Annotated in this window: 19 protein-coding genes; 11 read left to right on the top strand and 8 right to left on the bottom strand. The window is 71.8% G+C overall.

What is annotated here, in order from left to right; all coding sequences use genetic code 11:
- Nucleotide 1: 1 nt before the first annotated feature.
- The 7 genes from EDC02_RS29040 to EDC02_RS29010 all read right to left on the bottom strand — a co-directional run bounded on the left by EDC02_RS29040 (nt 2) and on the right by EDC02_RS29010 (nt 3844).
- The gene (locus tag EDC02_RS29040; RefSeq protein WP_123605506.1) at nt 2-529 is read right to left on the bottom strand and encodes a hypothetical protein; all 528 of its coding nucleotides are present in this window, start codon (nt 527-529) and stop codon (nt 2-4) included.
- Nucleotides 526-741, bottom strand: coding sequence for a hypothetical protein (locus tag EDC02_RS29035; protein WP_148083675.1), 216 nt, complete (start codon nt 739-741; stop codon nt 526-528). The genes EDC02_RS29040 and EDC02_RS29035 overlap by 4 nt, the downstream gene beginning before the upstream one ends.
- Nucleotides 738-1709, bottom strand: coding sequence for a hypothetical protein (locus tag EDC02_RS29030; RefSeq protein ID WP_123605504.1), 972 nt, complete (start codon nt 1707-1709; stop codon nt 738-740). Before EDC02_RS29030 ends, EDC02_RS29035 begins: the two co-directional genes overlap by 4 nt.
- The gene (locus tag EDC02_RS29025) at nt 1706-2398 is read right to left on the bottom strand and encodes a hypothetical protein (protein WP_123605503.1); all 693 of its coding nucleotides are present in this window, start codon (nt 2396-2398) and stop codon (nt 1706-1708) included. The genes EDC02_RS29030 and EDC02_RS29025 overlap by 4 nt, the downstream gene beginning before the upstream one ends.
- 62 nt (nt 2399-2460) lie before the next feature.
- Nucleotides 2461-3297, bottom strand: coding sequence for a hypothetical protein (locus EDC02_RS29020; RefSeq protein ID WP_123605502.1), 837 nt, complete (start codon nt 3295-3297; stop codon nt 2461-2463).
- 83 nt (nt 3298-3380) lie between these two features.
- Entirely contained in the window at nt 3381-3602 is a 222-nt protein-coding gene (locus EDC02_RS29015; RefSeq protein ID WP_148083674.1) for a hypothetical protein, read from the bottom strand.
- Nucleotides 3599-3844 carry a helix-turn-helix transcriptional regulator gene (locus EDC02_RS29010; protein WP_123605500.1) on the bottom strand — a complete coding sequence of 82 codons (246 nt, stop codon included), beginning with the start codon at nt 3842-3844 and terminating at the stop codon, nt 3599-3601. The genes EDC02_RS29015 and EDC02_RS29010 overlap by 4 nt, the downstream gene beginning before the upstream one ends.
- Nucleotides 3845-3943: 99 nt before the next feature.
- On the opposite strand from EDC02_RS29010, the gene EDC02_RS29005 reads away from it, so the two are divergent.
- The 8 genes from EDC02_RS29005 (at nt 3944) to EDC02_RS28970 (ending at nt 12854) form a co-directional block, all read left to right on the top strand.
- On the top strand, nt 3944-4210 hold the full coding sequence (locus EDC02_RS29005; RefSeq protein WP_123605499.1) for a helix-turn-helix domain-containing protein: 267 nt from the start codon (nt 3944-3946) through the stop codon (nt 4208-4210).
- A 160-nt stretch (nt 4211-4370) separates the two neighbouring features.
- Nucleotides 4371-5447, top strand: a complete 1077-nt coding sequence (locus EDC02_RS29000) for a BMP family protein (RefSeq protein ID WP_123605498.1) — start codon at nt 4371-4373, stop codon at nt 5445-5447.
- Nucleotides 5448-5602: 155 nt separating this feature from the next.
- Entirely contained in the window at nt 5603-7132 is a 1530-nt protein-coding gene (locus EDC02_RS28995; protein ID WP_233606690.1) for an ABC transporter ATP-binding protein, read from the top strand.
- A complete protein-coding gene (locus tag EDC02_RS28990; RefSeq protein WP_123605496.1) occupies nt 7129-8406 on the top strand; it encodes an ABC transporter permease in 1278 nt (425 codons plus the stop codon). Before EDC02_RS28995 ends, EDC02_RS28990 begins: the two co-directional genes overlap by 4 nt.
- A gap of 5 nt (nt 8407-8411) precedes the next feature.
- On the top strand, nt 8412-9689 hold the full coding sequence (locus EDC02_RS28985) for an ABC transporter permease (RefSeq protein WP_370461614.1): 1278 nt from the start codon (nt 8412-8414) through the stop codon (nt 9687-9689).
- A gap of 100 nt (nt 9690-9789) precedes the next feature.
- The gene (locus EDC02_RS28980; RefSeq protein WP_123605495.1) at nt 9790-10611 is read left to right on the top strand and encodes a cytidine deaminase; all 822 of its coding nucleotides are present in this window, start codon (nt 9790-9792) and stop codon (nt 10609-10611) included.
- A gap of 125 nt (nt 10612-10736) precedes the next feature.
- Complete coding sequence (locus tag EDC02_RS28975; RefSeq protein ID WP_370461613.1) at nt 10737-12050, top strand: thymidine phosphorylase; 1314 nt, start codon at nt 10737-10739, stop codon at nt 12048-12050.
- Nucleotides 12051-12173: 123 nt separating this feature from the next.
- Complete coding sequence (locus EDC02_RS28970; protein ID WP_123605494.1) at nt 12174-12854, top strand: DUF4272 domain-containing protein; 681 nt, start codon at nt 12174-12176, stop codon at nt 12852-12854.
- Nucleotides 12855-12858: 4 nt separating this feature from the next.
- Here EDC02_RS28970 and EDC02_RS28965 read toward each other — a convergent pair whose 3' ends face one another.
- Complete coding sequence (locus EDC02_RS28965; RefSeq protein WP_123607198.1) at nt 12859-13779, bottom strand: putative RNA methyltransferase; 921 nt, start codon at nt 13777-13779, stop codon at nt 12859-12861.
- Between the two features lie 101 nt (nt 13780-13880).
- On the opposite strand from EDC02_RS28965, the gene EDC02_RS28960 reads away from it, so the two are divergent.
- The 3 genes from EDC02_RS28960 to EDC02_RS28950 all read left to right on the top strand — a co-directional run bounded on the left by EDC02_RS28960 (nt 13881) and on the right by EDC02_RS28950 (nt 19303).
- Nucleotides 13881-14960 carry an adenosine deaminase gene (locus EDC02_RS28960; protein ID WP_123607197.1) on the top strand — a complete coding sequence of 360 codons (1080 nt, stop codon included), beginning with the start codon at nt 13881-13883 and terminating at the stop codon, nt 14958-14960.
- A gap of 420 nt (nt 14961-15380) precedes the next feature.
- The gene (locus tag EDC02_RS28955) at nt 15381-18902 is read left to right on the top strand and encodes a sensor histidine kinase (RefSeq protein ID WP_123607196.1); all 3522 of its coding nucleotides are present in this window, start codon (nt 15381-15383) and stop codon (nt 18900-18902) included.
- A complete protein-coding gene (locus tag EDC02_RS28950) occupies nt 18899-19303 on the top strand; it encodes a roadblock/LC7 domain-containing protein (protein ID WP_123605493.1) in 405 nt (134 codons plus the stop codon). The genes EDC02_RS28955 and EDC02_RS28950 overlap by 4 nt, the downstream gene beginning before the upstream one ends.
- Nucleotides 19304-19377 lie beyond the last annotated feature (74 nt).

Genomic DNA, 19377 nt, shown 5'->3' with positions numbered 1-19377 from the left:
GTCAGGACTCCTGCGGGGTGGTCGGGGTCGGGTGCAGCAGCTCGTCGGCGCGGCACGTCGCGGCGGCGTCGAGCTCGACCACCAGCAGCTCGCGCAGCTGGTCGGCGTCGAGGCGGTGGAGCTCGCGGTACGCGCGGGCCCGCCACTGGGTGGCGATGTCGTCGCCCAGGTCGAGCCGGGTCGCGACGATCGCGCTGGCGAGGTGTTCGATGGCGTCGGCGATGACCGGTCCGGGCTCGGCGGGTGGGCCGGGCACGACCGGCACCGCGTCGGGCAGGGCGTCGGGGGTGAGCGCGGCGGTCGCGGTGCGGGCCAGGTGCTCCGGGCTGGTGGCCGGGTCGAGCGCAGCGGTCGCGGCGTGGTCGGCCTCCCGCTCGTCGCGGGCGGTGTCGTCGGCGCGGGCGTCGCGCAGCCACAGCCACGCGAGGGCGAGCGCCCCGGCGGCGGTCAGCACCAGGCCGACGATCACCATGCTGTCGATGCCGCTGCCGAGCGGGCCGCTCGACCAGAAGTGCGAGGCGGCGCTCATCGGGTCAGCTCCCCGACCAGCGCCATCACCACGACGATGACGGCGAAGGGCGAGGCGACCAGGGCGGCTGCCGCGATGGACCACCGGCAGTCTCGGCGGGCGTCGTGCCAGCGCTGGCGCTCTCGCCAGCCGTACCGGCCGGCACGGTCGCAGCGGCGGCAGGGCCACTGGGCGCAGGTGGTGGTGGCGCGCCACCAGAGTCGACGGATCATCGCGGACCACCCAGGGCCGGGCACTGCGACGCCCGGTGCATCTGGCGCATCGTCTTCGCGCGCCGCATCGGGTGGTGCTCGCACGCGTGGTTGATGCTGTCGTCGGTCAGCTCGACCAGCCCGCACGCCGCGAGCCGGCAGCCGCACTGCTGCTCGATCACCGTGCCGGAACTGGCCCGCCCGACGTGCCACGGGTCCGGGTCGACGGTCGCGGGCGGTGCGGACACCGGCCGACCCGACCACGACGGCGGCGACGACACCGAGATGCCCTCGATGCCGGGCGGCGGCGGCGTGACGGTGATGCCGATGTCGCGGCCCGACGCCATCGGGTCCTCGGCCGGCGTCGGCACCGGGTCACCCGGCTTCCAGCCGGCCGCCACCAGCTCACGAACCGCGTCCTGCTTCGCGTTGTACGTGGCCATGTCCTCTTCGGGCACGTACAACGCGACGAAGGTCAGCCCGGCGAACTCGCGGGTCGTGTCCGGTCGGTACGCGCCCGCGTCGTGGTCGACGCCCAGGGCGGCGGCGACCTCGGCGACGGTCGCGCGGCCGGCGTCGTCGTCCTCGGTGTTCACGCAGTGGCGGAATTCCGGGTACTCCGGCAGCGGTGCGCCGGGGTTGGCCTCGTACCAGTCGGCGAGCTGCCGCAGGCCGGCGACCAGTTGGGCGCGGTGGTCGTCCGGCGCGGCGACGCTCTCCCCGTCAGCCAGGTCCGCCGCACCGCACCGCGAGCCGGTCGGCGCCCACGGCGGCGACAGCTCGTAGCCGGTCAGCTCGCCGGTGCCGCGCAGCTCGGTCATCAGCCGGTCCAGGTCGGCGGCGCACACCCGCACGATCGCGGCGGCGTCGGGGTCGGTGACTCCGGTCGGGTCGGTGTGGCCGGTGCGAACCAGCACGGTGCGGGCGGCCGGGCCGCCGCAGCACTGCCGCAGGGCGCTGCGCAGCGCGGACACGTGCCGGGCGCTCACCGGGTCACCGCCGGCCGCGTCGCCGTCAGGGCGATCCGCACCGCGCCGAGCACCAGGCCGGTCAGCGCGTCTCGGTCGGCCGGGTCCGGGCGGCGGCGAACCGCGCCGAGCACGGTCGACAGCGACACTCCGACGCCCGCGCCCAGCGAGCAGGCCAGCGGAAGCACGATGAACTGCTGGTCGGTGGTGACGTCCCGGACCGCGTCGCCGTCGAGGTCGGCGGCCAGGGCATGCCAGTCGACGGCGATGCGGGAGACGGTGCCGATCCGACGCACGATGGCCGGGTGCTCGTGCAGGTCGACGCCGATGAGGAGCTCGATCGCGGCGAGCTCGGACGGACTGTCCGCCTCGGCGCGCAGGTCGGTGGCGAGGTCGGCCGAGATGTCCTCGGCGCGCGGCTGGGCGGTGCGCTCGGCGTCGACCTCGGCCTGTGCCTCGGCGTCGTGCTCGCGGCCGGTGGCGGCGTCCTCCATCGACGTCAGGGTGTCGTGCAGGTCCGGGGCGGCCGGCCTGCTGGCCGCGTCCAGCGCCAGCAGGATCAGGCGGATCTCCGCGACCGTGGCGGCGTCCGGGATGTGCGGGCGCAGCACGGCCGACTCGATCAGGGCGAGCGCGTCGGCGGTGGCCAGCTGCCAGCTGCCCGCTGCCCGCTCCCGCAGATGCGCGGTGAGGTCGGATAGGGTGTGCATCGAGACTCCGTCTCTCTGGTGGTGGGCCCCGGTCGGTGACGTCGACCGGGGCTCGGTCTTTGTCAGGCGGTCAGAACGGCGGGACGGTCGTCGTAGTCGGCCGCGTACCAGCGCGACCAGACGGCGTCGAACAGCGGCCGGTGCCGCTCCGTCCACGCCCGGGTCTCCCGCAGCTGCCCGTTCGGCAGCTCCGACGTGCGGGTCTCCGGCAGTTCGATCCCGTCCGCCTCGGCGAGTGCGACCAGGCGGCGGCCGAACCAGGACTGGATCGACGCCAGGTCCCGCTTGCTGGTGACGCCGCGCTCGCGCAGGTAGTCGGGGACGTACAGCGGCTTGTCGGCGGGGTCGAGCTCCGGCTCTTCGCCGAGCCCGCGAGCGATGACGACCTTGGTCTTCGCGCGCAGCCACGCCTGGTCGACGAGTCCCTCGGCGGCGCGCAGCACCCGCACCTGCGCGTGGGAGATAGCGGCCCGTTCGATGGCCTCGTGGCGCAGGTCGGCGGGGGCGATCTCTTCGACGTCGAGGAGGTAGGCGCGAACGCGCTGGGCGATCGCGCTGCCGGTGAGGAGCTGACCGACGTTGAGAATCGTGCGGCGGGTGAACAAGGTCAGCGCCCGCCGGTTCTTCGACTCCGTCAGGTTGACGGAGTCGAACTCCCGCAGTTCGGTGCCCCGGATGACCCGGAGCCCGTTCTCCGCGAGCTCGTCACGGTTGCGGCGGACGACGCTCTCGACTGCATCGGCGTCGACACCGTAGTAGCCGGCGACGATGTCGATCGTGGCGTGCACGCCGTCCGGCAGCAGGGTCAGCGCCTTGACGCGGTCGAGCACGTCGACGCGGGTGGCGTGCTGCGCCCGCAGCGTGCGGGACTCGGTCAGTGCCTGTTCGGCGATGCTCACCGGTCTCTCCTCTCGCGGTGGGTGGGTGGGTTGGTGCCCGGCCGGTGCGCGGCCCTCCCTGGCGTGCGCGCACCGGCCGGGGGTCACAGGCCGTACGGCAGGCTGGTGGCGACCAGGACGGCGAGGATCAGCGCCTGCAGCAGCGCGGACAGGCGGCGCGGGTACGCCGCGTGGAGGCCGGTGAGCTTGGTGGGGCGCGGGTTCGGGCGCGGTTTGGGTCGGGGTGCGCCCTTGGGCCTGGGATTCGTGGGGCGGCCGGGGTCGGTGCCGGGCTTCATCCAGCCGGGCCACCAGGGAGGGCTCACGCGGCGTGCTCCCCGGTGTGAGCAAAGAAGTTCGTCACCGGTACGCCGAGCACCTCGGCGACCAGCGCCAGCTCCTCGGCCCTGAACGACCGGCGCCCGACCAGCCGGATCTGCAGCACCTGCTGCGGCATCCCCAGGGCGGCCGCCATGTCGCGTTGCGACTTCTGTTGCCGCGCCATCTCGGCGCGGACCTCGGCGGCGATCGCCTCGACCGTCCGTCTCAGGTCGTCGTTGGTTGGCATGCACTGATGCTGTCGCAAACACTGCGACATTGTCAACCCCACTAGTCCGTTCGTCTGGTTAGGGTTGACTTGACATCGTGGTGATGTCATCGTTTGGGCATGACGGACAACGCCAACGGAGCGCGGACGCGCCTGACTGACCTGGTAGCCGAGGAGATCCGCGCGCTGCAGGGACGTCGCAGAGTGAGCGGCAGGGAGCTGGCCCGCCGACTGGGCGAGACGCCCTCGTGGGTGAACTACCGGCTGACGGGGGTGACGCCCATCAACCTGAACGACCTTGAGCGGATCGCCACCGCACTCGGCGTTACCGTGGTGGACTTGCTGCCGACCCCCGCTACCTCGGCGGCAAGAGTTACGCGAGGGTAACGGCGGCTCAACAGTCGTGCACGATTGTCGGCCGGTGGACGGGACCGCGCGTACGCTCCCGTCCAAAGTACGTCCGGTCCGACCGGCCGGGTGGGGACGCGATGCCGCGACAGTCTGCGGTGTGCAATGGAAGGAGACCGTCTTGCGCGCTACGCGTGGGATGCGGATCGTCTCGATGTTCGCGGCGGGTGGGCTGGCGCTCACCGCTGCCGCGTGTGGCGAGGCACCCGATAACGAAGGCACGGACGGCACCGGTGGCGAGCCCACCGAGGCGTACTCGGCCTGCATGGTGACCGACGTCGGCGGCATCGACGACCGGTCCTTCAACGCCTCGGCCTGGGCCGGGATCGAGGCGGCGCAGAGCGAGAACGACGCGGTCAAGGGGGACTACGTCGCCTCCAGCGCCGAAGCCGACTACGAGCCGAACCTGACCGGCTACGTCAACGGGGACTGCGACTTCATCCTCGCCGTCGGCGGCCTGATGGGCGACGCCACCACCGCCGTCGCCGAGGCCAACCCGGACCAGCAGTTCGGCATCGTCGACGCCACGACCGGCCAGGCCAACGTCTACCCGATGCAGTTCGACACCGCCCAGGCCGCGTTCCTCGCCGGCTACCTGGCGGCCGGCTTCTCCGAGAGCGGCGTCGTCGGCACCTACGGCGGCCTGCCGATCCCGCCGGTGACCATCTTCATGGACGGCTTCGTCGACGGCGTCGCCCACTACAACGAGGTCAAGAGCGCCGACGTGCAGGTGCTGGGCTGGGACAAGGCGACCCAGAACGGCTCGTTCACCAACGACTTCGTCAAGCAGGACGAGGGCAAGAAGGTCGGCGACAGCCTGGTCGCCCAGGGCGCCGACGTGATCATGCCGGTCGCCGGTGGCGCCGGGCTCGGTACCGCCGCCGCCGCGCAGGCCGCCGGTGGCGCGTACAGCGTGATCTGGGTCGACGTCGACGGCTGCCAGAGCGCCGAGCAGTACTGCGACACCTTCCTGACCACCGTGGTCAAGAACATCCCGGACGCGGTGAAGCAGGCCGTGCTGGCCGGCGCGAACGGCGACGAGCTCAGCGCCGACCCGGGCTACCTGGGGAACCTGGAGAACAACGGCGTCTCGCTGGCCCCGTACAACGAGTTCGACGACCGCGTCTCCGACGAGCTGAAGGCCGAGGTCGAGCAGCTCAAGGCGGACATCATCGCCGGCACCATCGAGGTCACCTCCGACGCGCAGCCGGAGTAACCGGCGGCCGGCGTGCCGGGGCTGCCCGGGCACGCCTCGCGAGCGACACCCCGCCCCTGTCACCGGGGTCCACAGACCCCGGTGACAGGGGCGGCCTCAGCCATCGACCCCTCCGGGCACCCGCCGGTGGCCCGGAGTCTCCCCGGGAGGCTCCGCTGAGACTCGAACTGCGCGGCATCACCAAACGCTTCGGCGACCTGGTCGCCAACGACCACATCGACCTGACCGTCGAGCCCGGCGAGATCCACGCCCTGCTGGGCGAGAACGGCGCCGGCAAGTCGACCCTGATGAACGTCCTCTACGGGCTGCTGCAGCCGGACGAGGGCGAGATCCTGGTGGACGGCACCCCGATCAAGATCCGCAGCCCACGGGACGCCATCACCGCCGGCATCGGCATGGTGCACCAGCATTTCATGCTGGTGCCGGTGCTCACCGTGGCGGAGAACGTCATGCTCGGCGCCGAACGGACCCGGGGCGGGCTGCTCGGCTTCCTCGACCAGCGCCGGGCCCGCGCCGAGGTGGTCGACGTCTCCAACCGGTACGGCCTGGCGGTCGAGCCGGACGCGGTGATCGAGGACCTGCCGGTCGGCATCCAGCAGCGGGTGGAGATCGTCAAGGCGCTGACCCGCGACGTCGACCTGCTGATCCTCGACGAGCCGACCGCCGTGCTCACCCCACAGGAGACCGAGGAACTGCTGACCGTCATGCGGTCGCTGAAGGCGGCCGGCAAGTCGATCGTCTTCATCACCCACAAGCTCGGCGAGGTGAAGGCGATCGCCGACCGGATCACGGTGATCCGACGAGGCCGTACGGTCGCCACCGCCGAGCCGACCGCGAGCCGCGACGAACTGGCCGCGCTGATGGTCGGCCGCAGCGTCAGCCTCACCGTGGACAAGACCCCGGCGCAGCCCGGCGGCCCGGTGCTCGAAGTGGCCGGCCTGGTCGTCGACGACGAGCGCGGCGTACGGGTGGTCGACGGGGTCGACCTGACCGTACGGGCCGGTGAGGTGCTCGGCATCGCCGGAGTGCAGGGCAACGGTCAGACCGAACTCGTCGAGGCGATCATGGGTCTGCTGCCGGCGGCGGCCGGCACGGTCACCCTCAACGGCGAGCGCATCGACGGCTGGAGCACCAAACGGGTGCTCCGCGCCGGGGTCGGCTACGTGCCGGAGGACCGCAGCGTCGACGGCGTGGTCAAGGAGTTCAGCGTCGCCGAGAACCTGGTGCTCGACCTGTACGACCAGCCGCCGTTCGGCTCCGGTCTGGCGCTGCGGCCGGCGGCCATCGCCGCCTCCGCGGCCGAGCGGATCGCCCAGTTCGACATCCGTACGTCGTCGGGTCAGGCGGCGGTCGGCACTCTGTCCGGCGGCAACCAGCAGAAGGTGATCGTGGCCCGGGAGCTGAGCCGGCCGCTGAAGCTGTTCATCGCCGCCCAGCCGACCCGGGGCGTCGATGTCGGCTCCATCGAGTTCATCCACGGCCGGATCGTCGACGAACGCGACGCCGGCACCGGCGTCCTGGTCGTCTCCAGCGAGCTGGACGAGGTGATCGGGCTGGCCGACCGGATCGCGGTGATGTACCGCGGCCGGATCATCGCCGTGGTCGGACCGGACACCCCACGGGAACAGATCGGCCTGCTGATGGCCGGGGTCACCGGCAGGACCGAGCAAGAGGGGACGCAATGAGCAGCGACAACGGCTCGTCGGCCGGTTCGCCGGACAAGCCGCCCGCCCGCGACGGTGACTCCCTCGGCCAGCGCTTCCTGCACAACCTGTGGGCCGCCAACACCGTCACCGTGACGGTGCTCGCCCTGCTGCTGGCCGTCGTCATCGGCGGCGTACTGATGATCGTCTCCGACCCGGAGGTGCTCGCCACCTACACCTACTTCTTCGCCCGCCCGGGCGACGCGCTGTCCGCCAGCTGGACCCTGGTCAGCGAGGCGTACGCCAACCTGTTCAAAGGCTCGGTGATCGACCCCTCGGCGGTGCGGTCCTTCGCCGCCGGCGACGCCGAGTGGTCGACGGTGTTCCGGCCGATCTCCGAGACGCTGACCTACACCGCGCCGCTGGTCTTCACCGGGCTGTCGGTCGCGTTGGCGTTCCGGGGCGGCCTGTTCAACATCGGCGCCCAGGGGCAGGCGATCATCGGCGTCGTGGTGGCCGCGCTGGCCGGTTTCCTGCTGCCGCTGCCGCTGGTGCTGCACGTGGTCGTCGCGGTGCTGGCCGGGGCGCTCGGCGGCGCGCTGTGGGGCTTCTTCCCCGGTTTCCTCAAGGCCCGCACCGGTGCCCACGAGGTGATCACCACGATCATGCTCAACTACGTGGCGCTGTACTTCCTCACCTGGATCATCGTGCAGCCCGGGGTGCAGAACCCGGACCGGCCGGACGCGATCAGCCGGCCGGTGGACACCACCGCCCAGCTGCCCCGGCTGCTCGGCGACGGGCTGCGGGTGCACGCCGGCATCCTGCTGGCGGTCGTCGTCACCGCCGCCGTCGCGTGGCTGCTCAACCGGTCCACGTTCGGCTTCGAACTGCGCGCCGTCGGCGCCAACCCGGACGCCGCGCGGACCGCCGGGATCAGCGTCACCGGCACCTACGTACTGCTGATGGTGGTCGCCGGTGGGCTGGCCGGGCTGGGCGGCGCCAACATGGTGCTGGGCTCCACGGCGAACGCGTTGACCCCGCTGGTCGCGGCCCAGATCGGCTTCGACGGCATCCTGGTCGCCCTGCTCGGCCGGGTCAAACCGTGGGGTGTCGCGCTGGCGGCGCTGCTGTTCGGGGCGCTGCGGGCCGGTGGCAACGCGATGCAGTCGGGTTCCGGCATCTCGCTGGAACTGGTCACCGTGCTCCAGGCGTTGATCGTCATCTTCATCGCCGCCCCCGCCCTGGTGAAGGCGATCTTCCAGCTCCGGGCGGCGCGGTCCGCCCGGTTGCAGACCAGCATGGCGAAGGGCTGGTGACCGCGTTGTCCACCATGATCGCAACTGACGCCCCGGTGGCGGTGGTGCAACGGTTCTGGAACCGTACCCGGATCAGCGGCGCCGTCCTGGTCGCCGCCGGCGTGGTCGCGGCCGCCGTCTTCGGCTCGCTCGCCGCCGAGCAGCAGGCCCGGTTCACGCTCAGCGAGACCGCCGGCGGGGCCGCGCTGCGGATCCCCGGCAACCTGGGCGCGGTGCTGTTCGGCCTGGCGGCCCTCGCCGCCGGCGCGCTGCTGCTCAGCCCGTACGGTGCCCGCTGGTTCCGCTGGCTGCTCGGCGTCGGCATCGTCGGCTTCGTGGTCAGCTTCCTCTGCTGGCAGATCTCCACCGCGCCGACCGGGCAGAACTTCATGCCGATGGTCAACATCGTCCGGGGCACCTTCCTGCTGGCGTTGCCGCTGATCTTCGGCTCGCTGGCCGGGGTGCTCTGCGAACGCTCCGGGGTGGTCAACGTGGCCATCGAAGGACAGCTGCTGATGGGTGCGTTCGCCGGTGCGCTGATCGGCACCATGTCCGGCAACGTCTGGGTCGGGCTGATCGCCGCCGCGTTCGGCGGGGCGTTCATCTCGCTGCTGCTGGCCCTGTTCGCCATCCGCTACCTGGTCGACCAGGTGGTCATCGGCATCGTGCTGAACCTGTTCGCGATCGGTCTGACCGGTTTCCTCTACGAGCGGCTGATGCAGACCGACCAGCCGGCCTACAACCAGCCGCCGCACTTCGGCACCTGGGAGATCCCGCTGCTGTCCGACATCCCGGTGCTCGGGCCGGCGCTGTTCCGCGGCAGCATCTTCCTCTACCTGGCGCTGATCCTGGTCGTGGTGATCAACGTGGCGCTGTTCCGGACCCGGTGGGGGCTGCGGACCCGGTCGGTCGGCGAACACCCGATCGCGGCGGACACCCTCGGCGTACGGGTGCTGGGATTGCGTTACCGCAACGTGCTGCTGGCCGGCATGGTGGCCGGGATCGGCGGCGGGTCGTACACCCTGCTGCTCTACTCGTTCACCAAGAACATGATCGGTGGCAAGGGCTTCATCGCCCTCGCCGCGATGATCTTCGGCCGGTGGAGCCCGACCGGCGCGCTGCTGGCGTCGCTGTTCTTCGGCTTCGCCGACCAGCTCGGCGCCTACCTGGGGGCGATCAGCAGCGCCATCCCGAGCCAGTTCCTGGCGATGCTGCCGTACCTGGCGACGCTGCTCGCGGTCGCCGGACTGGTCGGCCGGGTACGGGCACCGGCCGCCGACGGCAAGCCCTACATCAAAGCCTGATCAACGCCGGTTACCGTTTACTACTGGCCGGTCAGGTCCGGTCGTACGAACCGGGCCGACCGGCCGGTGACGGTGGCCGGTGCAGGTGAGGAGGGCAGTCGTGGAGATCGACTGGGTGGAGCTGCGGCGGGCCGCGACCGAGGCGATGCGGCACGCGTACGCGCCGTACTCGAACTTTCCGGTCGGCGCGGCCGGACTGGTCGACGACGGCCGGGTGGTCGTCGGCTGCAACGTCGAGAACGCCGCGTACGGCGTGGTGCTCTGCGCCGAGTGCGGTGTCGTCTCGTCGCTGCACAGCACCGGCGGCGGCCGGCTGGTGGCGTTGTCCTGCGTCGGCGGGGACGGCCAGCCGCTGATGCCGTGTGGCCGCTGCCGTCAGTTGTTGTGGGAGCACGGCGGGCCGGAATGCCAGGTCGAAGCGCTGCCTGCGCCGTTGACCGTGGCGGAGTTGCTGCCGCACGCGTTCGGCCCGGCGGACCTCGCGGCCGCTGCGCTCGCCCCCAGCGGCGGCCTCGGTCGGGGCACCGCTCGTGGTGCCGGTCGCGGCGCGGCGGAGCGGGACCGGGTCGGCGCCGAGCACGTCGGGCGGGCCGACGCGGCCGGGCGCCCGGTGGTGGCGCCGGACACCGCGGTGCCGGCCCGGCTGGCCAAGTGGCGGGGCCGGGGCACCGTCTTCGTGCACCCCGATTCGGCCGGCGGCGAGCTGGTCTGGACCGGCTACTGGGAGCGGTCCGAATCCACCGGCGAGGCGGCCGGCTCGGGCATCCTGGAGGAGGCGCCGAGCTGGCCGTCTGCCGAGTCGGTGGTGGCCTGGGGCCGGGCGCGTACCCACCGGGTGGTGGTGGTCGACGCCGACGGCGGGGTCTCCTGGGCCGGCGAAGGCGACCCGCCGACCGAGGTGAGCACCCGCTGGACCGGCTGATCGAGCGCGGCAGCACCGTGAGCGCCCGGCAGCAGCAGCACCGCGAGCGCCCGGCAGCCGATTTCCTACCCCGCCCCTTCCAGAGTCGCCCGCGACCCTGGAGTCATCGTGAAGGTGTGACCGATTTGTCTAGTGACAGCGCCAAGATCGCCGGCGTCGTGGACGTCATCCGCACCAAACGCGACGGCGGCCGACTCAGCGACGCCCAGATCGACTGGACCATCGCCGCGTACACCCGGGGTGAGATCGCCGACGAGCAGATGTCGGCGCTGGCCATGGCGATCCTGCTGCGCGGCATGGACACCGCCGAGATCGCCCGGTGGACGGCCGCCATGATCGCCAGCGGCGAGCGGCTCGACCTGTCCGGCGTAGCCCGGCCCACCGTCGACAAGCACTCCACCGGCGGCGTCGGCGACAAGATCACCCTGCCGTTGACCCCGCTGGTCGCCGCCTGCGGCGCGGCCGTACCGCAGCTGTCCGGCCGAGGGCTCGGCCACACCGGCGGCACCCTGGACAAGCTGGAGTCGATCCCCGGCTGGCGGGCGGACCTGACCAACGCCCGCTTCGTCGGCCAACTGCGCGACGTCGGCGCGGTCATCTGCGCGGCCGGTGACGGACTCGCCCCGGCCGACCGCAAGCTGTACGCGTTGCGCGACGTCACCGGCACCGTCGAAGCGATCCCGCTGATCGCCAGCTCGATCATGAGCAAGAAGATCGCCGAAGGCACCGGAGCCCTGGTCCTCGACGTCAAGGTCGGCAGCGGAGCCTTCATGGCGTCGGTCGCCGACGCCCGGCAGCTCGCCCGCACCATGGTCGATCTGGGTGCCGCACACGGCGTCCGCACGGTCGCCCTGCTCACCGACATGTCCAGCCCGCTCGGTCGGGCGGTCGGCAACGCCGTCGAGGTGACCGAGGCGGTCGAGGTGCTCGCCGGCGGCGGGCCGGCCGACGTCGTCGACCTCACCCTCGCGTTGGCCCGCGAAATGCTGGACGCCGCCGGCCTGCCCGACGCCGACCCGGCCGCCGCGCTGCGCGACGGCCGGGCGATGGACACCTGGCGGGCGATGATCGCAGCACAGGGCGGGAACCCGCACGCCCCGCTGCCGGTCGCCGCCGAAGCCGAACTGGTCCGCGCCGACCGGGACGGCTACGTCGCCGCGGTCGACGCCCGCGCGATCGGGGTGGCCGCCTGGCGGCTCGGTGCCGGCCGGGCCCGCAAGGAGGATCCGGTCAGCGCCGCCGCCGGGGTGATCCTGCACCGCCGGCCGGGGGAGCCGGTCCGGGCCGGCGACCCCCTCGTCGAGCTGCGCGCCGACGATCCCGACCGGATCGCCGACGTGCTGCCGGCCCTCTCCGGCGGGTTCGGCCCGACGGATCCCGTTCAGCTCACCGACGCGCCACCGACGACCACCGAGCTGGTCGTCGACCGGATCGCCTGATCCGCCGCGACCGGCGTACCGACACCCCTTGTCGTGGTACCCGTGACACAGAGCGGATATCCTGCCTCGCCGGGGGGTCCGTTCAGGAGAGAAGCCGACGCCGACTAGCAGGGAACGAAGCCTGTGACCGTACTCGCTCCTGACCCCCGGGCCATTCGCGCGGAGAGTCTCGACGAGCTGCGCCGGCTGCGCCTACCGTTGCCTCCGGCCGGCTTTCCGCTGGTCTGGGAGCCGGGCGACGGGGTCGAGCTGCGGCCCACCCCGGAGATCGAGGCCCGCACCGCGATCCTGCATCTGGTGCTGGCCCGCTGCTTCGGGATGCCGCCGCAGGCCGCGATGAGCTGGCTGCTCAACTCGCACCTGGTCGAGCTGGTCACCCCGCCGGAGTGGCAGTTCGTCATCGGGGGGCGTGGCGACCACCGCTCGTTCGTCCTGCACCATGACGCGATCTTCGCGTTGGCCTGGGTGCTGGGGCTGACCCGGCACCTCGACCCGGTCGCGGTCTCCGACGACCGACTGATGGCGTTGCTGCCGAAGCTGGCGGCCGGCGAAACCTTCGCCCAATGGCGCTCCCGGACCCTCGTCGCCCCCCGCGACGCGGCCGAGGCCGCCGTACTGCTCGACTTCTACTACTGCCTGGACTGGGGCTACCTGGAGGCGGAACGGCGGGGCGACCCGTTACCCGGGGTGGTGGACGCCAACGCCATCGGGCAACGGCGGTGGGCCCTGGAATGGGCGGTCGTCTTCCGGGGCCCGTACCACGACGCACCGCCCGGCTGGGAAGAGGTCGACCTGTCGACCTGACCGGTCAGGCGCGTTGCCGGCAGCGGTAGACCGCCAGTTGGACGGCGGCGGTGACGGTGACCGGCTCCGGTAGCGCGGCGATCGCCGACGCCAGGTCGGCCGGGTCGGTGTGCCGGGCGCTCGGCCCCATCCGTACCAGCGCGGTGACGTCACGGTGCGACAGGCGCAGCCGTCGGCGCAGGACGTGCAGCGCGACCCGGTCGAAGTGGTGTCGTAGCGCCGCGCCGGTACGGTCGGCCTTCGCCGGGTCCACCCGGAGCAACCCCAGTGGGCCGATCACCTCGCCGAGGTGGTCGGGCAGCGGGGTGACCACGATCAGCGCGCCGCGCGGCCGCAGGATCCGGGCGAACTCCCCGCCGTTGCGCGGCGCGAACACGTTCAGCACCAGGTCGGCGCAGGCGTCGGCGACGGGCAACGGGCGCCAGGTGTCGCAGCGGACCGCAGCGGCCGACGGATGGGCGCGGGCGGCCCGGCGTACTGCCGCCTTGGACAGGTCCAGGGCGAGTCCGACGGCGCCGGGCAGTGCGTCGAGCACCGCCGCGAGGTAGGCCCCGGTTCCGGCGCCGGCATCGACCACGAACGGCCCGGCCCGGTCGTCCGGGTCCGGGCTGCCCACCGCCCGGACCAGACCCGTGGCGACCATGTCGAAATGCCCGGTCCGAAGGAACTCGTCGCGGGCGGCGACCATCTCGGCGGAGTCGCCGACGTGCCGGACCCGGCCGGTCACCAGATCCACGTAGCCCTGCCGGGCCACGTCGAAGCTGTGTCCGGCCGGGCAGCGCAGCGTCCGTACGGTGCCGTCGGCGTTGCCGTGGACGCCGCCATCGCGGGGGACGCCGCCATCGCGGGGGACGCCGCCCTCGTGGGCGGCGAGCGGTGCGCGGCAGACCGGGCAGCGAAGGTACGGCAGTACGTCGGCGAGCATCATAGACATCCTGCCTGGCCGCAGATCGGCATCCGCGCCGGCATCGGCCATACCCGTGTCCCGTGCCGGAGTACGCCGTCGGAACCTACTACCCTCCACCCATGGTGGCTGTTTCGTTGGCGGAGATCGTTCGGGCGCCGAAGGTGTTGCTGCACGACCATCTGGATGGTGGGTTGCGGCCGGCGACGGTGGTGGAGTTGGCGGACGAGGTGGGTCATGTGCTGCCGGTGACGGATCCGTCGGAGTTGGGTCGGTGGTTCGTGTCGGCGGCGGATTCGGGGTCGTTGGAGCGTTATCTGGAGACGTTTGCGCACACGGTGGCGGTGATGCAGACGGAGGCGGGGTTGTTCCGGGTGGCGGCGGAGTGTGCGGTGGATCTGGCGGCGGACGGGGTGGTGTACGCGGAGGTGCGGTTCGCGCCGGAGCAGCATCTGTCCCGGGGGTTGGGGTTGGGTCAGGTGGTGGAGGCGGTGTTGGCGGGGTTCGCGGCGGGGTGTGCGGAGGCGGCCCGGGCGGGTCGGGTGATCCGGGTGGGGACGTTGTTGACGGCGATGCGGCATGCGGCGCGGTCGCAGGAGATCGCGGAGTTGGCGGTGCGGTACCGGGATGTGGGGGTGGTGGGGTTCGATATCGCGGGTGCGGAGGCGGGTTTTCCGCCGACGCGGCATCTGGACGCGTTCGAGTTTTTGCAGCGGGAGAATTTTCATTTCACGATTCATGCGGGTGAGGCGTTCGGGTTGCCGTCGATCTGGCAGGCGATTCAGTGGTGTGGTGCGGATCGGTTGGGGCATGGGGTGCGGATCGTGGATGACATCGAGGTGGGTGGGGGTGGGGTGCGGTTGGGGCGGTTGGCGTCGTATGTGCGGGACAAGCGGATTCCGTTGGAGTTGTGTCCGTCGTCGAATGTGCAGACGGGTGCGGTGGGTTCGATCGGTGAGCATCCGGTGGGGTTGTTGCGTGATCTGCGGTTTCGGGTGACGGTGAACACGGACAACCGGTTGATGAGTGGGACGTCGATGTCGCGGGAGATGTGGTTGTTGGTGGAGGCGTTCGGGTGGGGGTGGTCGGAGTTGCGGTGGTTGACGGTGAACGCGATGAAGAGTGCGTTCATCCCGTTCGACGAGCGGCTGGCGGTCATCGACGACGTCATCAAGCCCGCGTACGCCAAGCTGATCGGCTGAGTTGATTCGGCTGACCGGGTAGCCGGCCCGCCGGTAGCGCATCGGCCGTCGACACCGGTCCCCCGTTCGGGCCACCGGTCTCCGGCCACCCGGTCGGTGGCTGGTCGCGGAGGGCTATGTCCGGCGGGTCCCATCGGTGGTGGTGGCTCGATGTGGTGGGCGTAAGATGCTCGTCGCGCTCCGAGAGCACAGTTGCTCTCGAAGCCGGCAACACGGACCGGAACGTTCACTTAGCGTGATCAGGCAAGTGCTATTTGTCATATGTCGGGATAACCATCGCATCACACTCGCAGTGACGAGCCACCTGGGCTTTCTCTTTGCGTGGCGTCGTGATGGAATCTCGGGGGTCCGATCCGCCCGGGTCGGCCGATGGGCGGTGTCCGGTGCAACCGGACCGGCACCGATGAGGAGGGCGGTGACGTGAGCGAGCGGCCGAGGACGGCAGATTCATTCCTGTCGCGTCTCCGCCGGCCGGTTGGCCGGCTCAACGATCTGCCGATCTGGTCCAAGCTCGGTCTGATCATGATCGTGCCTACCCTGGCGACGATCGTGGTCGGCACCAACGGCCTCATCGGGCACCTGGAGACCGCCGGGAACGCGTCCCAGGCACGCACGCTTGCCACGTTGGCCGCTGCCTCCGGCGACCTGGTGCACGACCTGCAGAACGAGCGGGCCGCCGCGGTGCTCCTGCTCGGCACCGGGAACGAGCAGCGACGGCAGGGCTACCTCGATGCGTACAACGCCCTGCACGGCACCGTCGACGAGGCCCGGACGCCGTACTCGCAACGCCGCGCGGAGCTGACCGACCTGCCGGTGAACTTCCGCAACCTGCTCTCCCGGATCGACCAGAACCTCGCCGACCTGCCCGGGGTACGCAGCCAGGTGGTCAACAGCGCCACCGCGGACGGCACCTACCGACTCACCGAGGCTGCCCGCGCCTACGAGGTGCTGCTCAGCGACCTGCTCGACATCCGCGACTCGGCCGCCCAGCTGGCCAACGACACCGAGCTCAGCGACCACATGCGGGCCGCCGCTTCGCTGGCCCGCAACAAGGAGTTCCTCTCCCGCGAGCGGATCGTCGTGCTGCGGGCGTTCAGCCAGAACGCGCTGACCCCGTCGCTGCGTACCGACTACATCAGTACCCGGGCCGGCCAGGCCCAGTCCCGGCAGAGCTTCGAAGCTGCCGCCACCCAGGACGACCTGGAGTTCTACAACCAGACGGTGGCCGGACCAGCGCTGCGGGAAGCGGACACCTACGGCGGTTTCATCCGTGGCCAGAGCGAAGAGTCGATGCGCGACACGCCGTTCGACGCCGACGCCTGGGACGCGGCGCTGACCGGACACGCGGACCTGATCCACACCGTCGAGCAGAAGATCGACAGCGACGTGGTCAACGAGGCCACCATCCTGCGCGACGACGTACAGCAGCAGTTGTTGGTCGAGACGATCCTGCTGCTCGTCGTCCTGCTGCTGGCGATCCTCTTCGCCGCTCTGGTCGCCCGGGCGATGGCGCGTTCGCTGCGTGAACTGCGGCAGGGCGCGCTCGCCGTGGCCCAGCACGGTCTCCCGCAGGCGGTGGCCCGACTGCGGGACCCGCAGGTCACCGCGCAGAGCTCACCGATGCAGCTGGCCAACCAGATCGCCGAGCCGCTGCCGGTGCGCAGCAAGGACGAGTTCGGTCAGGTGACCGAGGCGTTCAACGCGGTCCACCTGGAGGCGGTGAAGACCGCCGCCGAACAGGCCGCACTGCGATCCTCGGTGTCGACGATGTTCGTCAACCTCGCCCGCCGGTCACAGATCCTGGTCGACCGGCTGATCGGTCACCTGGACCGGTTGGAGCGCGGCGAGGAGGACCCGGACCGGCTCGGCGAACTCTTCCAGCTCGACCACCTTGCCACCCGGATGCGGCGTAACGACGAGAACCTGCTGGTTCTCGCCGGCGCGGACTCCACCCGGGTGCAGCGCGACCCGGCGGCGCTGATCGACGTGCTGCGCGCCGCGCAGTCCGAGGTCGAGCACTACACCCGGATCGAGTTCGGGATGGTCGACCGGGACATCGAGGTCGCCGCGCATGCCGTCAACGACCTGGTCCACCTGGTCGCCGAGCTGTTCGACAACGCCACGGCCTTCTCTCCGCCGGATTCGCAGGTGATGGTCGAGGCCCGCCGGGTCGGCGACCGTGCCGTGCTCTACGTCGAGGACCGCGGTATCGGCGTCAGCGCCGACCAGCTGCGGGAGCTCAACGACCGGCTGGCCAACCCGCCGATGGTCGACGTGGCGGTGTCCCGGATGATGGGCCTCGTCGTGGTCGCCCGGCTGGCCAAGCGGCACGGTGTCAAGGTCGAGCTGCGCCCGGCCGCCGACCGGGGCACCGTCGCCGACGTCACCCTGCCGACCTCGGTGCTGATCCCGCGGGCACTCGCCGGCCGCAACGCCGCTCCGGCCGCGTTCGGCTCCGGTGGTGGCCATGAGACGCCCGCCGTCGCCGGTCGCCCGTCGTTCGCCGCGCCCCTCGCGCTGGAAGGCGGCAACGGTCCGTTGGGCGGTGGCTTCGGTGGTCGACCGGCCGAGCCGCCGGCACCCGCTGGCCCACCGCCACGACCGTTCGAACCGGCACCCATCAACGGTGGTGGCCCGGCGGCACCGCCGGCCGCCCCGGCCCGCCCGATGCCAGCCTGGTCGGACCTGACCGGAGCGACCAACGGCACGAACGGTGCCAACGGCTCCGACGTGCTGGGAGCCCCGCCCGCCAACGGCCAGCAGCGCACCGGTCCGCTGCCACAGCGCCGGTCCAACGATCACTGGACAGTCGACGGCGAGGTGACCGGAGCGGCGCCTACCAGCGGAATCCCGCGTCAGGCGCCCACCTCGCCGGAGACCCACGGGGCGCCGACCAGCCACCAGCCGGTCAGTGGGCAGCCGTACGTCCCGCCGGTCTCCGCGCCCCCGGTGCGGCCGTTCTCGGCTCCGCCGGTGCCGCCGACAGCCGCCCCGCCGACAGCCGCCCCGCAGCCCGCCGCGTTCCAGCAGCCGGCCAGCTTCCAGCGCCCACCGCAGCCACCGGCGCACCAGCAACGGCCGGCGACACCGCCACCGGCACCTCCGGCCGCGCCGCCGCCCAGCACGGCGCCACCGGCCTGGCCGCCGGTCGCGGCAGAGCAGCGGGACACCCCGGCACCGCCGGTGCCGGAGAAGCTCGCTGCGGCGCTGGACATGACCGCCGAGCTGCCGAGGGTGTCCCGGTCGGGTCCGGACAACGCGGCGACCGCCCAACATCCGACGATCACCCCGCCAGCGGCGCCGAAGCAGTTCGCCGACGAGACCATGGAACTGCCGATCTTCCGCGAGCTGGAGTCGGCCTGGTTCCGGACCCGGCGCCCCACCGCGGACGAAGCGCGGGCGGCGGCGGGAGCGATGATCAAGCAGTCCGGTGGTTCCGCCTCGACCGCCACCACCCAGCCGATCGCCAAGGTGGACGCCTCCCGGCCTCCCGCTCCGGCGTCGGAAGCCGGGACGACCACGGCCGGCAGGCCCGGTTCGTCGTTGCCGCGTCGACCGGAGCCGGTGGCCGCCACCTCGCGGCCGGCCGCCGCCGCCGGCGGGGGTGGGGGTGGCGAGGGCCCGCCGGACAGCTGGCAGACTGCCGCAGACGACGGCTGGCGCGCGGCAAGCGCTGCGGCCGATGTCGAAGTGGCCGAAAAGACCCAGGCGGGCCTGCCGAAGCGGGTCCCGATGGCACAGCTAGTACCAGGTGGCGTAGACAAGGCGTCAAGTTCGGTACAGCGTCGTACACCGGAAGCGGTCCGTGGGCTATTGTCCGCGTACCACCGTGGTGTGCAACGCGGCCGTACTCAGCCCAAGGACGACGACCACTCGACCAACCCGGGGGCGACCCCGGGAGGGCAGCAATCCTCGCAGGCTGGCAAGGAGCATGAGGGATGACAACTACGCAGGATCTCGGTTGGCTGCTGGCCAACTTCGCCGATCGCGTGCCGGGGGTCGCTCACGCGATTGCGGTCTCAGCGGACGGTCTGCTCCTGGCGGCGTCCCGGGATCTTCCCCGGGACCGTGCGGACCAGCTCGCGGCCATCGCCTCCGGACTGGTCAGCCTCACCCAGGGCGCGGCGCGGTGTTTCGAGGGTGGTGCGGTGCTGCAGACAGTGGTTGAGATGGACAACGGCTTCCTCTTCCTCATGTCGATCTCGGACGGTTCGTCGTTCGCGGTACTGGCCGCCCGAAGCTCCGACGTCGGCCAGGTGGGGTACGAGATGGCCCTGCTGGTGGACCGGGTTGGCGAGGCGCTGACGCCAGCGCCCCGCTCGGCCGCTGGAATGCTGGGCTGACCACGCTGACGAGACCGGTGCCGGCGTCGACGACCGGCACCGGTCTGCAGGAGAAGAACTGGACGCTACGAGCT

The sequence above is a fragment of the Micromonospora sp. Llam0 genome (assembly GCF_003751085.1).
Lineage (GTDB): Bacteria > Actinomycetota > Actinomycetes > Mycobacteriales > Micromonosporaceae > Micromonospora_E.
This window is presented reverse-complemented; position numbering and strand designations above follow the sequence as displayed.

Excerpts from the sequence above, each read along its gene's own strand:
- EDC02_RS29040 (WP_123605506.1), bottom strand. The coding sequence starts at position 529 with ATGAGCGCCGCCTCGCACTTCTGGTCGAGCGGCCCGCTCGGCAGCGGC.
- EDC02_RS29035 (WP_148083675.1), bottom strand. The coding sequence starts at position 741 with ATGATCCGTCGACTCTGGTGGCGCGCCACCACCACCTGCGCCCAGTGG.
- EDC02_RS29025 (WP_123605503.1), bottom strand. The coding sequence starts at position 2,398 with ATGCACACCCTATCCGACCTCACCGCGCATCTGCGGGAGCGGGCAGCG.
- EDC02_RS29010 (WP_123605500.1), bottom strand. The coding sequence starts at position 3,844 with ATGCCAACCAACGACGACCTGAGACGGACGGTCGAGGCGATCGCCGCC.
- EDC02_RS29005 (WP_123605499.1), top strand. The coding sequence starts at position 3,944 with ATGACGGACAACGCCAACGGAGCGCGGACGCGCCTGACTGACCTGGTA.
- EDC02_RS29000 (WP_123605498.1), top strand. The coding sequence starts at position 4,371 with ATGCGGATCGTCTCGATGTTCGCGGCGGGTGGGCTGGCGCTCACCGCT.
- EDC02_RS28990 (WP_123605496.1), top strand. The coding sequence starts at position 7,129 with ATGAGCAGCGACAACGGCTCGTCGGCCGGTTCGCCGGACAAGCCGCCC.
- EDC02_RS28965 (WP_123607198.1), bottom strand. The coding sequence starts at position 13,779 with ATGCTCGCCGACGTACTGCCGTACCTTCGCTGCCCGGTCTGCCGCGCA.
- EDC02_RS28960 (WP_123607197.1), top strand. The coding sequence starts at position 13,881 with ATGGTGGCTGTTTCGTTGGCGGAGATCGTTCGGGCGCCGAAGGTGTTG.
- EDC02_RS28950 (WP_123605493.1), top strand. The coding sequence starts at position 18,899 with ATGACAACTACGCAGGATCTCGGTTGGCTGCTGGCCAACTTCGCCGAT.